General features: G+C 70.5%; 11 protein-coding genes. All 11 read left to right on the top strand.

Going from position 1 to position 16,844, the window contains the following annotated elements; translation table 11 throughout:
* Positions 1–13 precede the first annotated feature (13 nt).
* The 11 genes from E8D38_RS20600 (at position 14) to E8D38_RS20550 (ending at position 16,844) form a co-directional block, all read left to right on the top strand.
* Positions 14–1,117 carry a BMP family lipoprotein gene (locus E8D38_RS20600; RefSeq protein WP_140635059.1) on the top strand — a complete coding sequence of 368 codons (1,104 nt, stop codon included), beginning with the start codon at positions 14–16 and terminating at the stop codon, positions 1,115–1,117.
* Positions 1,114–2,736, top strand: a complete 1,623-nt coding sequence (locus E8D38_RS20595) for an ABC transporter ATP-binding protein (RefSeq protein ID WP_140635057.1) — start codon at positions 1,114–1,116, stop codon at positions 2,734–2,736. The genes E8D38_RS20600 and E8D38_RS20595 overlap by 4 nt, the downstream gene beginning before the upstream one ends.
* Positions 2,733–3,851, top strand: coding sequence for an ABC transporter permease (locus tag E8D38_RS20590; protein ID WP_219851810.1), 1,119 nt, complete (start codon positions 2,733–2,735; stop codon positions 3,849–3,851). The genes E8D38_RS20595 and E8D38_RS20590 overlap by 4 nt, the downstream gene beginning before the upstream one ends.
* 61 nt (positions 3,852–3,912) lie before the next feature.
* Positions 3,913–4,887 (top strand): ABC transporter permease, encoded by a 975-nt coding sequence (locus E8D38_RS20585; RefSeq protein WP_140635055.1) that lies wholly within the window; start codon positions 3,913–3,915, stop codon positions 4,885–4,887.
* Positions 4,884–5,954: an ADP-ribosylglycohydrolase family protein gene (locus E8D38_RS20580; protein WP_140635053.1), complete on the top strand. Its 1,071-nt coding sequence runs from the start codon at positions 4,884–4,886 to the stop codon at positions 5,952–5,954. The genes E8D38_RS20585 and E8D38_RS20580 overlap by 4 nt, the downstream gene beginning before the upstream one ends.
* A gap of 11 nt (positions 5,955–5,965) precedes the next feature.
* Positions 5,966–6,913 carry a carbohydrate kinase family protein gene (locus tag E8D38_RS20575; RefSeq protein WP_181179307.1) on the top strand — a complete coding sequence of 316 codons (948 nt, stop codon included), beginning with the start codon at positions 5,966–5,968 and terminating at the stop codon, positions 6,911–6,913.
* Positions 6,907–7,836, top strand: a complete 930-nt coding sequence (locus E8D38_RS20570) for a ribokinase (protein WP_140635049.1) — start codon at positions 6,907–6,909, stop codon at positions 7,834–7,836. Before E8D38_RS20575 ends, E8D38_RS20570 begins: the two co-directional genes overlap by 7 nt.
* The gene (locus E8D38_RS20565; RefSeq protein ID WP_140635047.1) at positions 7,833–8,753 is read left to right on the top strand and encodes a nucleoside hydrolase; all 921 of its coding nucleotides are present in this window, start codon (positions 7,833–7,835) and stop codon (positions 8,751–8,753) included. The genes E8D38_RS20570 and E8D38_RS20565 overlap by 4 nt, the downstream gene beginning before the upstream one ends.
* 15 nt (positions 8,754–8,768) lie before the next feature.
* A complete protein-coding gene (locus E8D38_RS20560) occupies positions 8,769–10,991 on the top strand; it encodes a winged helix-turn-helix domain-containing protein (protein ID WP_140635045.1) in 2,223 nt (740 codons plus the stop codon).
* Positions 10,992–11,127: 136 nt separating this feature from the next.
* Positions 11,128–16,002, top strand: coding sequence for a hypothetical protein (locus E8D38_RS20555; protein ID WP_140635043.1), 4,875 nt, complete (start codon positions 11,128–11,130; stop codon positions 16,000–16,002).
* Positions 16,003–16,112: 110 nt separating this feature from the next.
* Complete coding sequence (locus tag E8D38_RS20550; protein WP_219851807.1) at positions 16,113–16,844, top strand: hypothetical protein; 732 nt, start codon at positions 16,113–16,115, stop codon at positions 16,842–16,844.

The following is a 16,844-nucleotide window of genomic DNA, read 5'->3' as shown; positions in this document are numbered from 1 at the left end:
CCCCGTTGACATCATGAAGCCGCTGCTGCGTTCCGTGCTCGTTCAACTGGCCTGGCTGGCCGGCCTGTTCGCCGTGCTGTACGGCCTGGCCGTGCTGGGCGAGCGCGCCGATGCGCGGCGCACCGGCGAGGTGAAGCTGCGCGCGGTGCTGTTCATCAACGGCACGCTGGGCGACAAGTCCTTCTTCGATTCGGCGGCCAAGGGCATGCGCGAGGCGAGCGGCACGCTGCCGGTGCAGGTGAAGGTGATCGAAGGCGGCACCGATCCCACGCGCTGGCAGGGCGCGCTCACCGACCTGGCCGACAGCGGCGACTACGACCTCATCGTGACCGGCACCTTCACCATGGTGCCCTACGTGCAGCGGCTGGCCGAGCAATACCCCGACGCGCGATTCGTGGTCTACGACGCGGCGGTCGACTACGCCGCCTGCCGCTGCGGCAACGTGCATTCCATCCTGTTCCGCCAGAACGAGGGCGCCTACCTCGCCGGCTACCTGGCGGCCCGGCTCGACAAGGCCGGCCTGCCCGGCGTACCGCCCGGCAGCGGCCTGGGCGTGGTGGGCGGCATGCAGTTCCCGGTGATCGACGACTTCATCATCGGCTTCCGCGCCGGCGCCCTGGCCGCCGTGCCGAGCGAAACGGTGCTGGCGCAATACGCCAACTCCTTCTCCGACCCGGCCGCCGGCAAGGAGGTGGCCAAGGCGCAGTTCGGCCGCGGCGTGGGCCTCATCTTCCATGCGGCCGGTGCCACCGGCCAGGGTGTCAACGAGGCGGCCCTCGAAGGCCGCCGCTATGCCATCGGCGTGGACATGGACCAGTACGCGATGTACCGGACGTCGAACCCGCAGCTGGCCTCGCGCATCGTCACCTCGGTGATCAAGAACGTGGATGTCGCGGTGGTACGTGCCATCGACCAGGCGCTGCAGGGGCAGCTGGCCTACGGCCGCACGCAGTCGCTCGGCCTGGCCGAGCAGGGCGTGAGCCTGGCGCGCCAGTCCGACGTGCTGTCGCAGGCACCGCCTGAACTGCTGCGTTCGCTCGACGAGGTGCAGGCCGCCATCGCCCGCGGCGAGCGGCGGGTGCCCAGCGCCTTCAGCACCACGAAGGAGCTGCAATGAGCGTGAGCTTGAACGCCACCCCGGCCGTCCCCCTGATCGAGCTGCGCGAGGTGTCCAAGCGCTATGCCAACGGCACGCTGGCCAACGACCGGGTGAGCCTGAGCGTCGAGCGCGGCGAGATCCATGCCATCGTCGGCGAGAACGGCGCCGGCAAGTCCACGGTGATGAAGATGCTCTACGGCCTGGAACAGCCCAGCTCGGGCCGGATCCTGCTGGAGGGCCGCACCATGCACCTGCAGCAGCCGGGCGACGCCATCGCCGCCGGCATCGGCCTGGTGCCGCAGCACATCGAGCTGGTACCCAGCTTCACCGTGGCCGACAACGTGGTGCTCGGCTGTGAGCCGCTGCGCCGCTTCTGGCTGGACCGCCGGCGCGCCGCCGACGAGGTACGTGCCACTGCCGAGCGCTTCGGCCTCGCGGTCGATCCGCTGGCGCGCGTGGAGGACCTCTCCATCGGCGAGCAGCAACGGGTCGGCATCCTGAAGGTGCTGTACCGCGGCGCCCGCATCGTGCTGCTCGACGAGCCCTCGGCGGTGCTGCCGCCGCAGCAGATCGAAGCCCTGTTCGCCGCGCTGCGCCAGCTGGTGGCCGCCGGCCTCACCGTGGTGCTCATCACCCACAAGCTGGCCGAGGTGCGCGAGATCTCCGACCGCTTCACCGTGATGCGCGGCGGCCGTGTCACCGGGCGCGCCCGTTCGCGCAGCGCCACCGAGGCCGAAATCGCCGAGATGATCGTCGGCCGCACCGTGGTGCCGCTGCGGGTGCAGCGCGTGCAGGCGCGGGCGGCGCAGCCGCTGGTCCGTGCGCGCGACCTCACCGTGCTGCACCGGGACGGCCGCATGCCGCTGCAGCAGGTCTCGTTCGACATCGCCGCCGGCGAGATCCTGGGCATCGCCGGGGTCGAGGGCAACGGCCAGGCCCCGCTGGCCGCCGTGCTGTCCGGCCTCGAAGCGCCGGCGCAGGGCGAGGTGCAGCTCGACGGCCGGCCGGTCAGCGGCCATGGCGCGCGTGCGGCACGCGCGGCCGGTGTCGCCGCCATTCCCGAGGACCGCCTGCACGACGGCGTGGCCCCCGGCATGAGCATCATCGACAACGCGATGGCCAACCGCTACCACCGCCCGCCGCTGTCGCGCTTCGGCTGGCTCGACGCCCGTTCGGCTCGCGAAACCGCCGAGAGGATGCTGCAGGAGCATGGCGTGGTGGCCCGCTCGGCCGACGTGCACATCGGCTCGCTGTCGGGCGGCAACATGCAGAAGGTGGTGCTCGCGCGTGAAGTGGCTGCGTCGCCGCGCCTGCTGGTGGCCAGCCAGCCCACGCGCGGCGTGGACATCGGCGCGGCCCAGTCGCTGCGCCAGCGGCTCGTCGCGCTGCGCGATGCCGGCACCGCCATCCTGCTGGTGTCGGCCGACCTCGACGAGCTGCTCGAGCTTTCCGACCGCATTGCCGTCATGTTCCAGGGCCGCATCGTGGCCCACTTCGCGGCCGGCACGGTGAGCGCGCAGCAGCTCGGCCTGTACATGACCGGCCTGCGCGGCGATGCCGGCGCGGCTGCCACGCTGGAGGCGCCGTTCACGCCGCCCGCGCAGATCACCCCCTTCCCTGAAGAAGTTCCGGCGTGACACCCTCCACCACCTCCACCCCCACCTCCGGCACCTCCCTCCGGCAGGCCCTCCAGCTGCCGGCGGCCATCGCGGCCGCGCTGCTGGTCGGCTTTGCCATCACCGCGATGGTGAGCGCAGAGCCCCTGCGCGCCTGCCTGGCGCTGCTGACCGGCGCATTGCCCGACATCCGCCATTCGGCGTCCGAAGGCTGGCAGGTGCACCGGCTCGTGCGCTTCGGCTCGGTGATCGAAGACGCCATCACCCTCACTTTCCTGGGCCTCGCGATCGCCATTCCGTTCCGCGCGCGGCAGTTCTCGCTCGGCGCCGACGGGCAGATGTTCCTCGCGGCGCTGGCCGCCGCCGCGGTGAGCCTCGCCATCGGCGGGCCGTGGTACCTCGTCATGCCGGCGGCCTTCGTCGCGGCGCTGCTCACCGGCTTTGCCTGGGGCTTGCTGCCGGGCTGGCTGAAGGCCCGCCACGGCGCCAGCGAGATCGTCACCACGCTGATGCTCAACCTCATCGCGGTGCAGCTGTACCGGCTCGTCATCACCCAGTGGATGCGCGACCCGAATGCCGGCTTCCTGGTGACGCCGGTGCTGCCCGAGGCCGCCCTGCTGCCCAACCTGCTGGCGCGCACCAACGTGACGGCGATGCTCTTCGCCGTGCCGCTGGTGGTGGCTGCCGGGTGGGCCCTGCTGATGCGCACCACCGTGGGCTACGAGATCCGCACCGTCGGCCAGGCTCCGGCCTTCGCGCGCCAGGTGGGTATGCCGGTCGAGCGCGCGGTGATGCTGTCCATGGCGCTCGGCGGAGCCTTCGCCGCCTTTGCCGGCATGCACGTGAGCAATGCGCTGCTCAAGCGGCTGCCGGTGGACCTGACGCCCGGCATGGGCTTCGAAGGCCTCGTCGTCGCCCTGCTCGCGCGCAACGAACCGCGCAACATCCCGATGGCCGCCTTCCTCTATGCCTACCTGCGCGCCGGCGCACAGGCCATGGAGCGCACCACCGACGTGTCGCGCGAAGTGGTGCTGGTGATCCAGGCCTTCATCATCCTGTTCGTCGTGGCCGAGCGGCTCCTGCCGCGGTGGCAGCTGCCGGCGTGGATGCGGCTTCACGTGAAGGAAGCGCCATGAGCCGGGCCATCTTCACCGCGGTGAACGCTTTGGGATTTCGCCGACAAGGCAAGGGGCACGCATGACCATGGACCTCGCGGGCTGGGCGCTGCTGGCCGCCACGCTGTTCGTCGCGGTGCTGCGGGCCACCACGCCCATCCTCTTCGCCGCCCTGGGCGGGCTGGTGTCCGACCTCGCGGGCAGCATCAACGTCGCGCTCGAAGGGCTCATGCTGATCGCCGCCTTCTTCGGCGTGCTCGGTTCGGTGTACGCGGGCCAGTGGCTGCCCGGGCTTCCGGTATGGGCGCATGCATGGATCGGCTGCGCGGCAGGCCTCGCCGCGGCGCTGCTGGTCACCGCGATGCTCGGCTTCTTCCACCTCGAGCTGGGCGCCGACCTCATCGTGGCCGGCATCGCCATCAACCTGCTGGCCGCCGGGCTCACCGTGTTCCTGCTGGTCACCATCGTCGGTGACAAGGGCTCCACCGCGGGACTGCACAGCCCGTCGCTGCCGTCGCTGCACATCCCCGGCTTCGAAGACCTGCCCGCACTCGACACCCTGCTCAACGGCGACGGCGGCCACGGCCACCATGTGCTGGTGTATGCCGCCTTCCTGGCGGTGGCGGGTCTGTGGGCCTTCCTCACCCGCACCCGCTACGGCACCTGGCTGCGCGCGGTGGGCGAGAACCCGAACGCCGCGCTCGGCGCCGGCATCCCGGTCAAGCGGGTGCGCTACCTGGCCCTGCTGATGAGCGGCGCCCTGGCCGGCCTGGGCGGCATCTACCTCAGCATGGGCTACCTCACGCTCTTCCAGGCCGACATGAGCGCCGGCCGCGGCTTCCTCGCGCTCGCGGCCGTGTTCCTCGGCGCGAGGCGTCCGCTCGGCACGCTGGGCGCCTCGCTGCTGTTCGGCGCCTCCACCGTGCTGGCCACCCAGCTGGGCGCGCTCGACCTGCCCACGCAGGTGGTCTACATGGTGCCGCCCTTCATCACGATCTGCGCGCTGGTCTTCGCCGGCCGCCGCCCCTCTCTCCGAAAGAACAGGACTCCCGCATGAACCAGGATGTGATCCACGACCGGATCCTCGCTTCGCTGTCGCTGGCCGGCATGGGCGACGCACTCGGCGCGCCCACCGAGCAATGGACCATCGACGAAATCGCCGCCGCCTTCGGAGGCCTCGTCACCCGCTTCGAGCAGCCTTCCGAAGACACCTTCGCCGGCGCCAACGCCGGCAAGCGCGCCGAGGTGACCGACGATGCCAGCCAGATGTACTACCTGGCCCGCGCACTGGTCGCCGCCGGGGGCCGGCTCGACCAGGACGGCTGGGTCAACTGCCTGCTCGACTGGGTGAACACCAGCCCCAAGGCCGGCTTCATGGGCCCCAGCACCGCCGGCATCGTGAAGGCCCTGCAGGAAGGCGCCGACACCGCCAGCGTGGGCGTCATCGGCCGCTCGCGCCGCAAGATGACCACCGTGGGCATCACCAACGGCGCCGCCATGCGGGTGGCGCCCGCGGGCCTGGCGCACCCCGGCCATCTCGAAGCCGCCTGCGAGCAGGCCTTCGTGACCTGCCTGCCGTCGCACGACACCGACGTCGCCGTCTCGGCTGCCTGCTCGATCGCCGCGGCGGTGTCGCAGGCGCTGGTGTCGCCGTCGATCGACGACGCGGTCGCCGCGGCCATCGAAGGCGGGCGCATCGGCGAGCGACTGGCGCGCGAGCGTGCCCGCACGGTGGCCGGGCCCAGCTACCTCGCCCGGCTCGACCTGGCCATCGACATCGCGCGCAAGTCCGACGACGACTACGCTTTCATGCGGCGCATCGAGCGCCTGGTCGGCAACTCGGTGCTCGCCGCCGAGTCGGTGCCCGCCGCCGTGGGCGTGCTGGTGTACGCCAAGGGCGACCCGCTGCGCACCATCGCGCTGGCCGCCTCCATGGGCAACGACACCGACTCCATCGCCACCATGGCAGGCGCCATCGCCGGCGCCTGCGCCGGCACTGCCGGGCTGCCGCAGGACCTGCTGGCCGAGTTCCGCGCGGTCAACGAGCCCGAATACGGCCTGGACGCCCTGGCCGGCGGGCTGTCGGCCATCGCCTGGCACAACCTGCAGCGGCAGCTCGCATGACGGTGCCGGCCATGTCGCGTCGCTGGGACCTGCTCGCCCACGGCGACCCGTGCGCCGACGTCGTCGTCGCGCTGGAGGAAGCCTCCCGCTTCGGCGAGAAGGTGGTCGGCCGCCCGCTCGGCATCCATGCCGGCGGCACCACCGCCAACGCCGCCTGTGCGTTCTCGAGGCTGGGCGGACGCGCGGCGGTTTACGGGCGCGTGGGCGACGACGCGCACGCGGCGCTGCTTCGCCAGTCGCTGCAGGACTTCGGCGTCGACATGACGCACCTGCGCACCGAACCGCACAGTGCCTGCGCCTGCGTGATCGCGATGGTGCCGCCTTCAGGCGACCGCGCCATCGTGTACCTGCCGATGCCGCCGTGCGAGCCCGACCTTGCGGACCTCGCCGCGGCGCTGCGGCAGACGCGGGTGCTCTACGCCATGCCCTACGACCTCGAAGCCTTCGCCGACGCCAGCCGCCTCGCGCACGAATGCGGCGCGCAGGTCGCCATCGACCTCGAGGCCGCCGTGGCGCCTGATCGCGACGCGATGCTGCAGCGCATCGCGCTGGCCGACATCGCCTTCTTCAACGAATCCGGCTTCACCGCCGGCACCGGCCGATCGCCCACGCCCGAGGCGCTCGCAGCCCTGTTGGCCGAAAGCCGCCTGCAGGCGGTGGTGGTGACGCTGGGCGCTGCCGGCGCGGTGGCCGCGAGCCGGGAAGGCACGGCCCTGCAGCCGGCCTTTGCACAGCCGCAGGTGGCCGACACCACCGGCGCCGGCGACACCTTCAACGCCGCCTTCCTGCTGGCCAGGCTCGAAGGCCGCGGCCTGCAGGACTGCCTGCGCTTCGCCTGCGCGGCCGCCGGCCATGCCGTCACGGCCGTGGGCGCACGCAGCGCAATGCCCGACCGGGCCGCGGTGGAGCGCATCATTGGCGGCGGCCAGGAGCCGCCGCTCGCGGAGTCCTCATGCTGACCGTCCTCGGATCGATCAACCTCGACGTCTCGGTGCGCAGCGCGCGGCTGCCGCAGCCGGGCGAAACGCTGCTCGGCGGCAACGCCCTGCTGTCCCCCGGCGGCAAGGGCGCCAACCAGGCCCATGCCGCCCGCCGCTTCGGCGTGCCGACCCGGCTGTTCGGCAAGGTGGGGCAGGACGCCTTCGCGACGGCCGCGCTGGCGCTGCTGCGCGAGGCCGGCGTGGACCTCGCCGGTGTGGAAGTGTCGGCCGGCGACCCGACCGGCCTGGCCGTCATCACCGTCGGCGAGGCGGGCGAGAACACCATCGTCGTGGCGCCCGGCGCCAACCATGCAGCGTGTGCCGCCCAGGTGCCCGACACGGTGCTGCACGACTCGCGCGTGCTGCTGCTGCAGCTCGAAGTGCCCTGGCCGGAAAGCCAGGCGCTCGCCTGGCGTGCTCGCCTGGCCGGCTGCAAGGTGGTGCTCAATGCATCGCCGCTGCCGCCGCAGGAGCTGCTGCAGCCGCTCGACGCGGTCGACCTGCTCATCGTCAACGGCATCGAGCTCGAGCAGCTGTGCGCACAGCGCGGCATCGCCGGCGAGGGCCCGCTGCAACGCGCTCAGCGGCTGGCCAGCGCCTTGCACCTGGACGTGCTGGTGACGCAGGGCGCCGCCGGCTCCATGCTCGTGCAGCCCGACGGCCGGCACCTGCATGCCAGCGCCCCGGCCGTGCAGGCGGTGGACACCACCGGCGCGGGCGACACCTATGCCGGCGTGCTGTGCGGCGCACTGGCCACCGGCGAGACACCGGAGCGCGCCATGGCGCTCGCATCCACCGCCGCCGCGCTGGCCTGCCAGCGACCCGGCGCGCAGGCGGCACAGCCGTCGCGCGCAGAGATCGACGAGCACATGAACATGAGCGCACCGGAGGCGGTTGCATGACGCGCCTCATCCTCGATTGCGATCCGGGCATCGATGACGCGCTCGCGCTGCTGCTGGCCTGCGGCAGCCCCGAGCTCGAGCTCCTGGGCATCACCACCGTGGCCGGCAACCGGCCGGCCGGCATCACCGCCGCCAACGCCTGCCGGCTCATGGGCCTGGCAGGCCGCGACGACGTGCCGGTGTTCGCAGGCGCGGTGCGCCCGCTCGCGCAGGCCGAGGCCCGCTGCAACCTCGTGCACGGCGAGGACGGCCTGGGCGGCGTGGTGCTGCCCGCAGGCCGTGCACCGGCCGCCGAACATGCGAGCGATTTCATCGCCCGCATGCTGCTGGCCGAACCTGCCGGCAGCGTCACGCTGGTGGCGGTGGGACCGCTCACCAACCTGGCCCTGGCCGAGATCAAGCATCCAGGCCTGCTCCGGCGCGCGAAGGCGCTGGTGGTGATGGGCGGTGCGGCATTCCGGCCGGGCAACATCACGCCGCTCGCGGAGTTCAATTTCCACGCCGACCCGCTGGCCGCCAGCACGGTCATGGAGTCCGGCCGGCAGGTTCACATGTTCGGCCTGGACGTGACCTCGAAAGCCGTGATGGCGGCCGACTGGATCGAATCCCTCGGCATGCTCGACACCCGCTGCGGCCGCGCCGCACACGCCATGCTGCGCGCCTATGCGCTCGAAGACCCGCTGCTGCACGACGCCTGCCCGGTGGCCTGGCTGCTGGAGCCCTCGCTGTTCAAGGGCGAAGCCTGCACGGTGGAGGTCGACTGGCTCCCGGGCCCCAACGAGGGCCGCAGCTGCGCGCGGCGCCTGCGCAGCGACAGCAGCACCGACGGCGAACGGGTCAACGCGATCGTCTACACCCACGTCGACGGGCCGCGCCTGCTGGCGCTCGTGCGCGAACGCATCGCCACGCTGCCCTGACCCCGGGTCCCGCCCATGGACGAGACCTGCTTCCGTTTCGAGCGCTGCGAGGTGCGCCTGGCCGCCCGCGAGATCGTGCTCGACGGCCGGCTGCAGCCGGTGGAACCGCGGCCGTTCGACCTGCTCGTGTATCTGATCCACCGCCGCGATCGGGTCGTCACGAAGGACGAGCTGCTCGACGAACTCTGGCCCGGCCAATGCCCGTCGCCCGGGGTCATTGCCCGCGCGGTCATGAAGGCTCGCCAGTGCATCGGCGACAACGGCAGGGTGGCCCGGCTGATCAAGACCGTGCACGGCACCGGGTACCGGTTCACCGGCAGCTTGCTGCAGGGCGAGCCGCCGAGCCCTCAGGCCCTGCAGGCCCGGCCGCAGCCGCCGGCCGCCCTGCCGGCGAGCCGTCCCGTACCGCGCGGCCGGGTGCCGCTGGCACTGCTGCCGTTCGAGAACAGCACCGGCCAGGCCGACCTCGACTGGATCGAGCTGGGTCTCATGTCCATGGTGGCCCGCGCGCTGGAAAGCGATCCGCGGCTGCAACTGCCCGAACTCAGCTCGCTGCTGATGGCGCTGCAGACGCTGGCACCGCAGGCCCCGCCGGAACAGCGCATGGAAGTCGCCACGCGCCTGCTGGGGGCCCGGCATGCGGTGCATGTCGCGGTGTCGAAGGAGCATGACCAGTACGTGCTCGTCTACACCGTGTCGTCGCAACCCGGGCAGCAGCGCCTGGTGGGCCCCGAGCTCACCGGGCTCGGCCAGCGCCTGGCATCGTCGCTCACGGCACTGGTCCTCGACGGCGACGCGGCGCCGGCCAGCGTCGGCTACGAGTCGGCCGACCCGCTGGTGAACGAGGCGCTGGCGCGCGCGCTGCAGGCCAGCGGCGAGCACCGGTGGCGCACGGCGGTCAACCTGTTCAAGGTCGTGCTCGACATCGAGCCGCTCAACACCGGAGCCCAGCTCGAATACCTTCGGGCCCTGTCATTCCTCGGCGACGAAGCCGCGTTCTCCCTGGGTGAGCGGCTGCTGGAGCAGGTCCGCTCCGCGGGCCAGCCCCGCCTCGCCATCGCCGTGCACGAAGCCCTGGCCAGGGCCTACAACAACCGGCTCTCGCCCCAGGGCCTGCGGCATGCCAAGGCACACCTCGCCGAGGCGATGCGCCTGGCCGACGAGCTGAACCAGACGCAGGAGCGGAAGTCCGCCCTGCGCGTGCTGATCGGCATACTCATCCATGAGCGGGACTTCGCGGCCGCGCGGCAATGCCTGGACGAAATGGAACGCCTGCACGACGCCGGCGGCGACGTGGTCGAGCATGTGCGTTTTCTCGGCAGCTTCGGCCTGGCGGCCATGGCGATGGGCGACCCGCAGCGCGGCCTCGACATCTTCCGCAACGTGATCGGGCTCACCGGGCAGCACCGCCTGCAGGATCTGCATGCGATGACGCTGCTCAACGCCGTGTACCCGTGCGTCGATCTCGGGCTGCTCGACGAAGCCGTTCGCAACAGCGAGAGTGCGCTGCCGATTGCACAGTCGATGCGCAACCTGCGGCTGCGCACCATCGCGATCGAACGGCTGAGCCTGCTCTACCGCCAGCGCCGGTCGCTGCCACAGATGCGCCGCCTGATGGCCGAGGCCGACCAGGTCGAGACGAGCGCCCCGGTGCAGAACGCCTTCCTGCTGACGGCCCGCGGCCACCATGCCGCCTGCGAAGGCGCACACGAACAGGCCGCCGACATGCTCGACAAGGCGATGGCGATCTTCCGCGATTCGGAGGCCCTGCTGTACGTGCGGGACGCCATTCCGTGGAGGGTGATCTCGCTGGCGCTGTCGGGCCAGACCGAGGCCGCCGAAACCGCCCGTGCGCAGGCGCTCGAGCTGCCCGGCCTGGGCGACGATCCCACCCTGCATGCGGCACTGGGCCATGGCCAGGCGCTGATGGCTCATTTGCGCGGCGACCGCGAAGCAGCACGCCGCCGGCTGGGGGACGTGGCGGCCACCGCCCCGGCGGGGATGTGGCGCGCCTACGCCTGCCTGGACGGCGCATGGCTGGCCATCGAGGACGGCGAGCTCGACGCCGCCGGCACGCTGCTGGCTGGCCTTGGGCCCTGGCTCACGCAGCACCCTGTCGGCCTGGCGGTGCAGGCCCGCTTCAGGTACGCCAAGGGCGACTGCGCGGCGGCTCTGCAGGCACCACAGGGCACGCCCATGCCCCTCGAGCCCGTGCCCGTATTGCCCACGGCGCTGTGAGGCGGCGGGCGGCCTCCGCCATCCCTTCACTTCGCGCGCAGCAGAAGCTGTTCGCACCGCGCCCCGGGGCCGCCCGCTCGAAACCCTAGATTGGCCGGCAGTAGTAGCTGCTGTGGAGCCACCGCTCCAGACCACCATGGCCATCGATCGCGTCGGCAAGGCATCCAGCACCGCCCTTACCCCTTCGGCGGACCTCCCAGTCGGCAGCAGCTCGGCCAGGCTCGAGCCGTCCTCACAGCCACTTGCGGCCGCGAGCGGCGCACTGCCCGCACGCACGTCGTCGGCACCAGGAAGCCTGCCGCCGCGCGGCAGCGCCATCGCCTCGACGTCCGCCCGGCAGGAGATCGAGCTGGCGGACGTCAACCCTCCCGTGGCGCTCCAGAAGGCGGCCGAGGTCGCGGCCCAAGGCGTGGCCGCTGCGCTCGTCGCGGACAACAGGCCGCCCCTGCAGAAATACGTCGACACGCTGCAGCAGTACGGGGCGACCCGCGAGCAGCTCCAGGCCTTCGAAGCGAGCTTCGGCGCTCACTTCATCCCCTCGGCATCGGCCGGCAAGCAGCTGGCGTCGATGAACGATCACGTCGGTCTCCTGAAGATTCCCGCCTATGACGGCCCGCCCGGCACCCCGGGGGGGCGCACCGTCGTGGCCGAGCAGTTCGCCGTCATCAAGGCGCAGGTGCCGAGCGCGGATGCGGCGCAGCCCGCCGGGGAGCGCTTCTTCGTCAAGGGCTATGGCGACCGGCTGATCGACTTCAGCGCGCTGGAGAAGGCGATGGCGACCCACTCGCCTCACGTCGCCTCCAGCAGCGCGACGACCGCCGCCGGCCACGAAGAACTGGGCAAGGTACAGAACAAGATGGAGACGCCGTTGCGCTCCGAGATCAAGCGCCTGTCCAACGAATCGGAGTTGGTCGCCCGGCGCGACGGCAAGGAGTCCGACACGCCCGTGATGCCGCTGCCGCCCAACGACACCAAGATGGCCTGGCGCGAAAGCTGGGCCAACTCGGAGGCGGCGATGTGCCCGGGCGCAGGGCCGATGCTGGCCAACGGCACGCGCAAGTTCCAGCTCGACTACAACGCCACCGAGAACCGGCTGATCATCTTCCGCAACGACAACGGGAACGCGCCGCGCAAGGAGAGCATCCTGTCCGACAGCCTGCCCGGCGAGGTCAGGAAGCTGGCGCCGGCCTGGTGCGAAGGCCCCACGCTGGCCGAGATCCACGGCATCAAGGGCTGGGAGCTCATGGGCCCGGCCCTCGACCACAAGGGCGTGAAGCAGGGCAACACGCAGCGGCGGCTGCATGCGGCGAAAGAGAAACTCTTCGGCCGGCGGGAGCCCGACCTCGAGGCCGGCGTGTCCGGCCTGCGCGACGCGGTGGTGAGGGCCACGCCCGGCGCGCACATCCGCATCACCACCGAAGACGGTGCGGTGCACGACCTCAAGGTGGACAAAAAAGGCATCAAGCTGTCGCTCGCCAACCCGCAGCCCGCCAAGGCGCACCAGGAATCCATGGCGGCCTTCGGCGGTGCGGGCAAGGTGCAGGCCGATGTGGACGTGTACAGCTACCACGGGCGCGACACCGGCGCGCATGGCAGCAAGACCGGCTTCGCGGACCCCAAGCTCGTCACCTCCACCGGCGATCAGCTCAAGGCCGGCCCGCTGATCAAGGACCACGGCGCGACGCTCGTGCAGGCGGGCCTGCGCCTGGCCACCTTCCAGCCGCTCGTCGACGGGCAGGACCGCAGCAAGCTCGCCCGCGTGGCGAACGCCGTGCTCAACACCGCCTCGAAGTTCCTCTATGTGTGGGCCATGAGCGCCCTCAACGAGAAGATGAAGGGCGGTCAGGACGGCCACTACATGCCGGGCATCCAGCCGATCAGCGCGTCGGGCGCGGGATCGGTGAGCCGCGGGCAGCTGGCCGGGGCGGCCGCGAGCATCGTGTTGGTCCAGGAGGCGCTCACCTTGGCGATGGACGCGGCGTCTCACGCGTTGCCCGAGCCGTGGAAACGCCGGCCTGAAGGCGAGATCATGAGGAACTTGAAGCAATTCGCCGTCCCGATGTGCGAAGAGATGGTGCGCCTGATGATCAACCTGGGCTTGCAGAAAGGCATGGGCATCGCCCGCGGCGGTGCGATCGACTTCGGCACGCTGGCCGGGACCTCCGCCGCCAAGGGCGGCATCGAGCTGTGGCGCCAGCATGCCGGCCCCGACCGCAGCAACCACCCCCTGGCCAACGCAGCCCTGGACGTGGCCCAGGGTGTGCAATACAACGTGGCCCGCGCGATCGGCAACGCGGGCAGTTCGCAGCAGGGCCTGTCGACCGCCACATTCAGCGAGGCCTTGATCAACCGCCTGGTGACGCGCGGTTACGACCAGATCGTCACACCGGGGGTCAAGGAAGGGCTCAACGCGACAGGCGTCATCGGCGCCAACGCCAGCGCCTTCAACGGCCAGCTGTCGCAGGAGTACCACATCGAACACCTGGCGGCCAAGGTGGGCTCGGCGATGAAGGGCATGGTTGACGAGTTGAAGGTCCAAGGTTTCAAGGACCTGCATGCCGAGGCCGGCGGCCTGATGGCCACGCTGCATGCCAAGACCCAGGACGTGGTCGCCGGAGCGGCGAGATGGGAGTCCGGTCCCGAGTTCCACAGCGATCACGTGCTTCGCGCGGAACGAGTCAAGCAGAAACTCAACCGCGTGGACCTTGTGCTGGAGCAGCCGTCGGTGTTGGCGCCGGACTGGCTGAAGGGCCTGTCGCAGCAGCTCGGGCTGATGAAGAAAGCGGTCGAAGCCGAGGTGCAGAAAGACCCGTCGATCCGCGACAACGTACAAAGGGCCGGCAAGTTCGCGACGCTCGATGAGCAGCCACAGCTGGCGCACCTCCAGAAGAACGAGGAACGGTTCGACACCCGCGTCAAACTGGCGGGCGACAAGCTGTCCGCTGCGCAGCACTCCGAATCGGCGGGCGCCTCGCCGCAGGAGACCTCTCGCCTGCTGATGAGCCCCATGACCAACAGCCTGGAGGAAGCCTCCACGCGGCAGCAGAAGTTCGCGAACAAGCAGGCCGAGGCCCTGTACGACCACGTGATAAAGGTGCCCGAAGCGGCCGACCACAGCCTCCGGGAGGACGATGAAAGCATGGGGAAGCGACGGGTGCCCGGCCCGGTGAACGTTGGCTACGACCTGGTGCCGCGCTCGTTCGGCAGCGACGCACGCGTCTCACGCAAGCACACCACCTTCAGCACGCTGCCGCAGTCGAAGACCTACGAGAAGAACTTGCGCATGGCGCAGGAGCCAGGCATTGACTCCATCAAGTCCAAGGACCAGCTGCCGCCGGCCGTGCAGGCCCGCATCGAGATGGCGGTGCGCGACTACACCGTGGAATCGCAGTTCTTCCACTATCCCTTGCGCTGGCAGGTCACCGGCGAGCTGCAGCACGAGCGCGTCGCCCCGGGCATCGACGTGCCCTACAACGTGATGAACCGGCGCGGCAACATCGACGGCAGCAAGAACCAGAAGGTGGACCCGATCGAGGCGCTGTACGTCAACCTCGGCGCGCAGGTGTCCGACAAGTTCCCCACCGAGATGTTCCGCGCGGTGGTCACCGAGGCCGCCTACAAGGCGCGGCTCGAAGGCGGCGAGAAGCCGGGCGACGCCGGCCTGATGACCGTGGGCAGCAGGGGCGTGCTCACGGAGATCCTGTCGGCCACCATGTCAACCCCCATGGCGGCCGGCTTCAACCTGCCGATCTCCAACTACGGCGGCGCCCCGCGCGAGAACAGCCTGCGCATCGACATGAACCAGGAAAGCGGCGTGAACATCGCCAAGTGGGCCGACCTGGTGCAGGGCGAGGTGATCATGATGCCGGGCGCGGTGATGCATGTGGAACTGATCGACGAGACCGCGGGCAAGGGCGCCAAGAAGCCGGAGGCGAACAAGCAGGACATCGGCCAGGTGGTCTACATGAAGGCGGTGGACACCTATGCGCTGGAGCTCGCGCACGACGCCTTCATGGCGTACAAGCATGGAGGCCAGCTCGACAAGAAGCCGGAGGACGGCGCGCTGATGATCGATCCCAAGTCCGGCCACTTCTTCAAGTTCGACGAAAAGAAGAACGACATCGAGGCCATTTCCGAAACCAAGAACTACTTCACCGGCCGGCAGCTCGAGTCGGTGAACGACCAGGGCCAGCCGGGCACCGAGGAGGCCCGCTGGCGCAAGCCCTACACCTCCGACGGCGCCACACGCGCCACGAAGGACGGCATCCACATGGCCATCCTGCGCGGCGACCCGATCGTGCCCTTCCTCGACCAGGCCACCGAGAACGTGCACCACGCCTGGTTCAGCAAGAAGGCGCAGCTGGCAGGCACGTTCAACGTCGAACGTGGCCGTGCCGAAGGCCTTCGGAAGGAAGAGACGCGCACGCAGGCGCGCGGCGTCGCCGGGCAGATCACGCAGATGAATCTCGACACGCCGCTGCGCGACAAGGGCACCGCCTCCACCGAGATGCTCGCCTGGCTGGCCACCAGCATGCTGCGCCAGCCCATCCAGTTGGTGCCGGTGGACGACTCGGGCGCGGCGCCGAAGCTCGGCAACCCGAAGGACGGCACGGTGATCAACCAGACCTACGACAAGGTCGACCTGCAGCATGCCCGCCAGTCCATCACCGGGCGCAATCCACCGCAGGCGCTGCTGATCGGCGTGGGCGAAAGGGGCTACTACGCCGTCAAGCACGATGGCGGCGAGTTCAAGCCGCAAGCGCGCATCGGTGAAGACAAGAGCCTGGGCAACCTGCTGCATGCGGTGGTCCGGGCGGGCTATGCCAAGCCGTCGCAGTATGTGGAGTCCGACGGCAAGCTGACCCCGGACGCCCGTGCGCAAGCCAGCGTGGATGGCCTGCTCGACAAGATGAAGCAGTTCGTCCAGACCGAGTACCTCGTGCTGCAGCAGGCGTTGGTGAAGAAGAACGACGAGATGGACCCCAAGGGCAAGCGCGTGGTCGAGGGTTGAACCGCGGCAGCGCATTGCCTGTTGGCGGGCGGCCGTGACTGTCACGATCGCTTAACGCCCATGTCACGCGGCGGAGGAAAGATGCCGGCGTTCTGCGCCCCCACCTCCGCATGTCCACCGCCGCCGTCATTTCAAGCGCCGACGCAACGCGCTCCATCGTCACCCGTTTCCTTCAGCCGGCCGACGTGCCGGCGCTGCTGGCCCTCGAAGCGCGCCAATGGACGGCCCGCCAGGCCGCCGATGCGGCCACGATGCACAAGCGCATCGATGCCTATCCGCAGCTGTGCGTCGGCGCGTTCTGCGCCGAGACCGGCGCGGCCCTGGCCTCGCTGTTCATGAAGCCGACTTCGCCCGAAGCCGTGAAGCGCGCACGCTGCTGGGAAGACTGCGCCCGCCTCGACGACCAGCCTTCGCCCCGGCACCAGCGCATGCACAGCCTGTTCGGCATCAGCCTCACCAGCGTGGACGGCGCTGCGGCATGGAGCCTGATCCGCTTCTTCTGGCCCCATGCGCTCAAGCAAGGCTGGCGTGACATCTACCTCGGCTCGCCGATGCCGGGATTTCGCCGCGCGTGCGAGCTGGAACGGCAACTTGCCGCCGATCACTACGCGCGCCTGCGGCGCGGTGGCCTGCCGCTGGATCCGCAGCTGCGCTACTACCACCGCAAGGGCTTCAGGAAGATCGTCTCGGTGCGGCCGGGCTACTTTCCGCACGAGCAGTCGCTCGACCATGGCGCCGTGCTGCGCGCCCGCGTGCCGCTGGCCGCGCTGTGGCCGCTGTGGCGCCGTGTGCCCCTGCCGCTGCTGCAGCGCTTCTCCAACCTCGTGACGGCGCTGCTCTGA

This window comes from Methylibium rhizosphaerae (genome assembly GCF_006386545.1).
Lineage (GTDB): Bacteria > Pseudomonadota > Gammaproteobacteria > Burkholderiales > Burkholderiaceae_C > Pseudorivibacter > Pseudorivibacter rhizosphaerae.
This window is presented reverse-complemented; position numbering and strand designations above follow the sequence as displayed.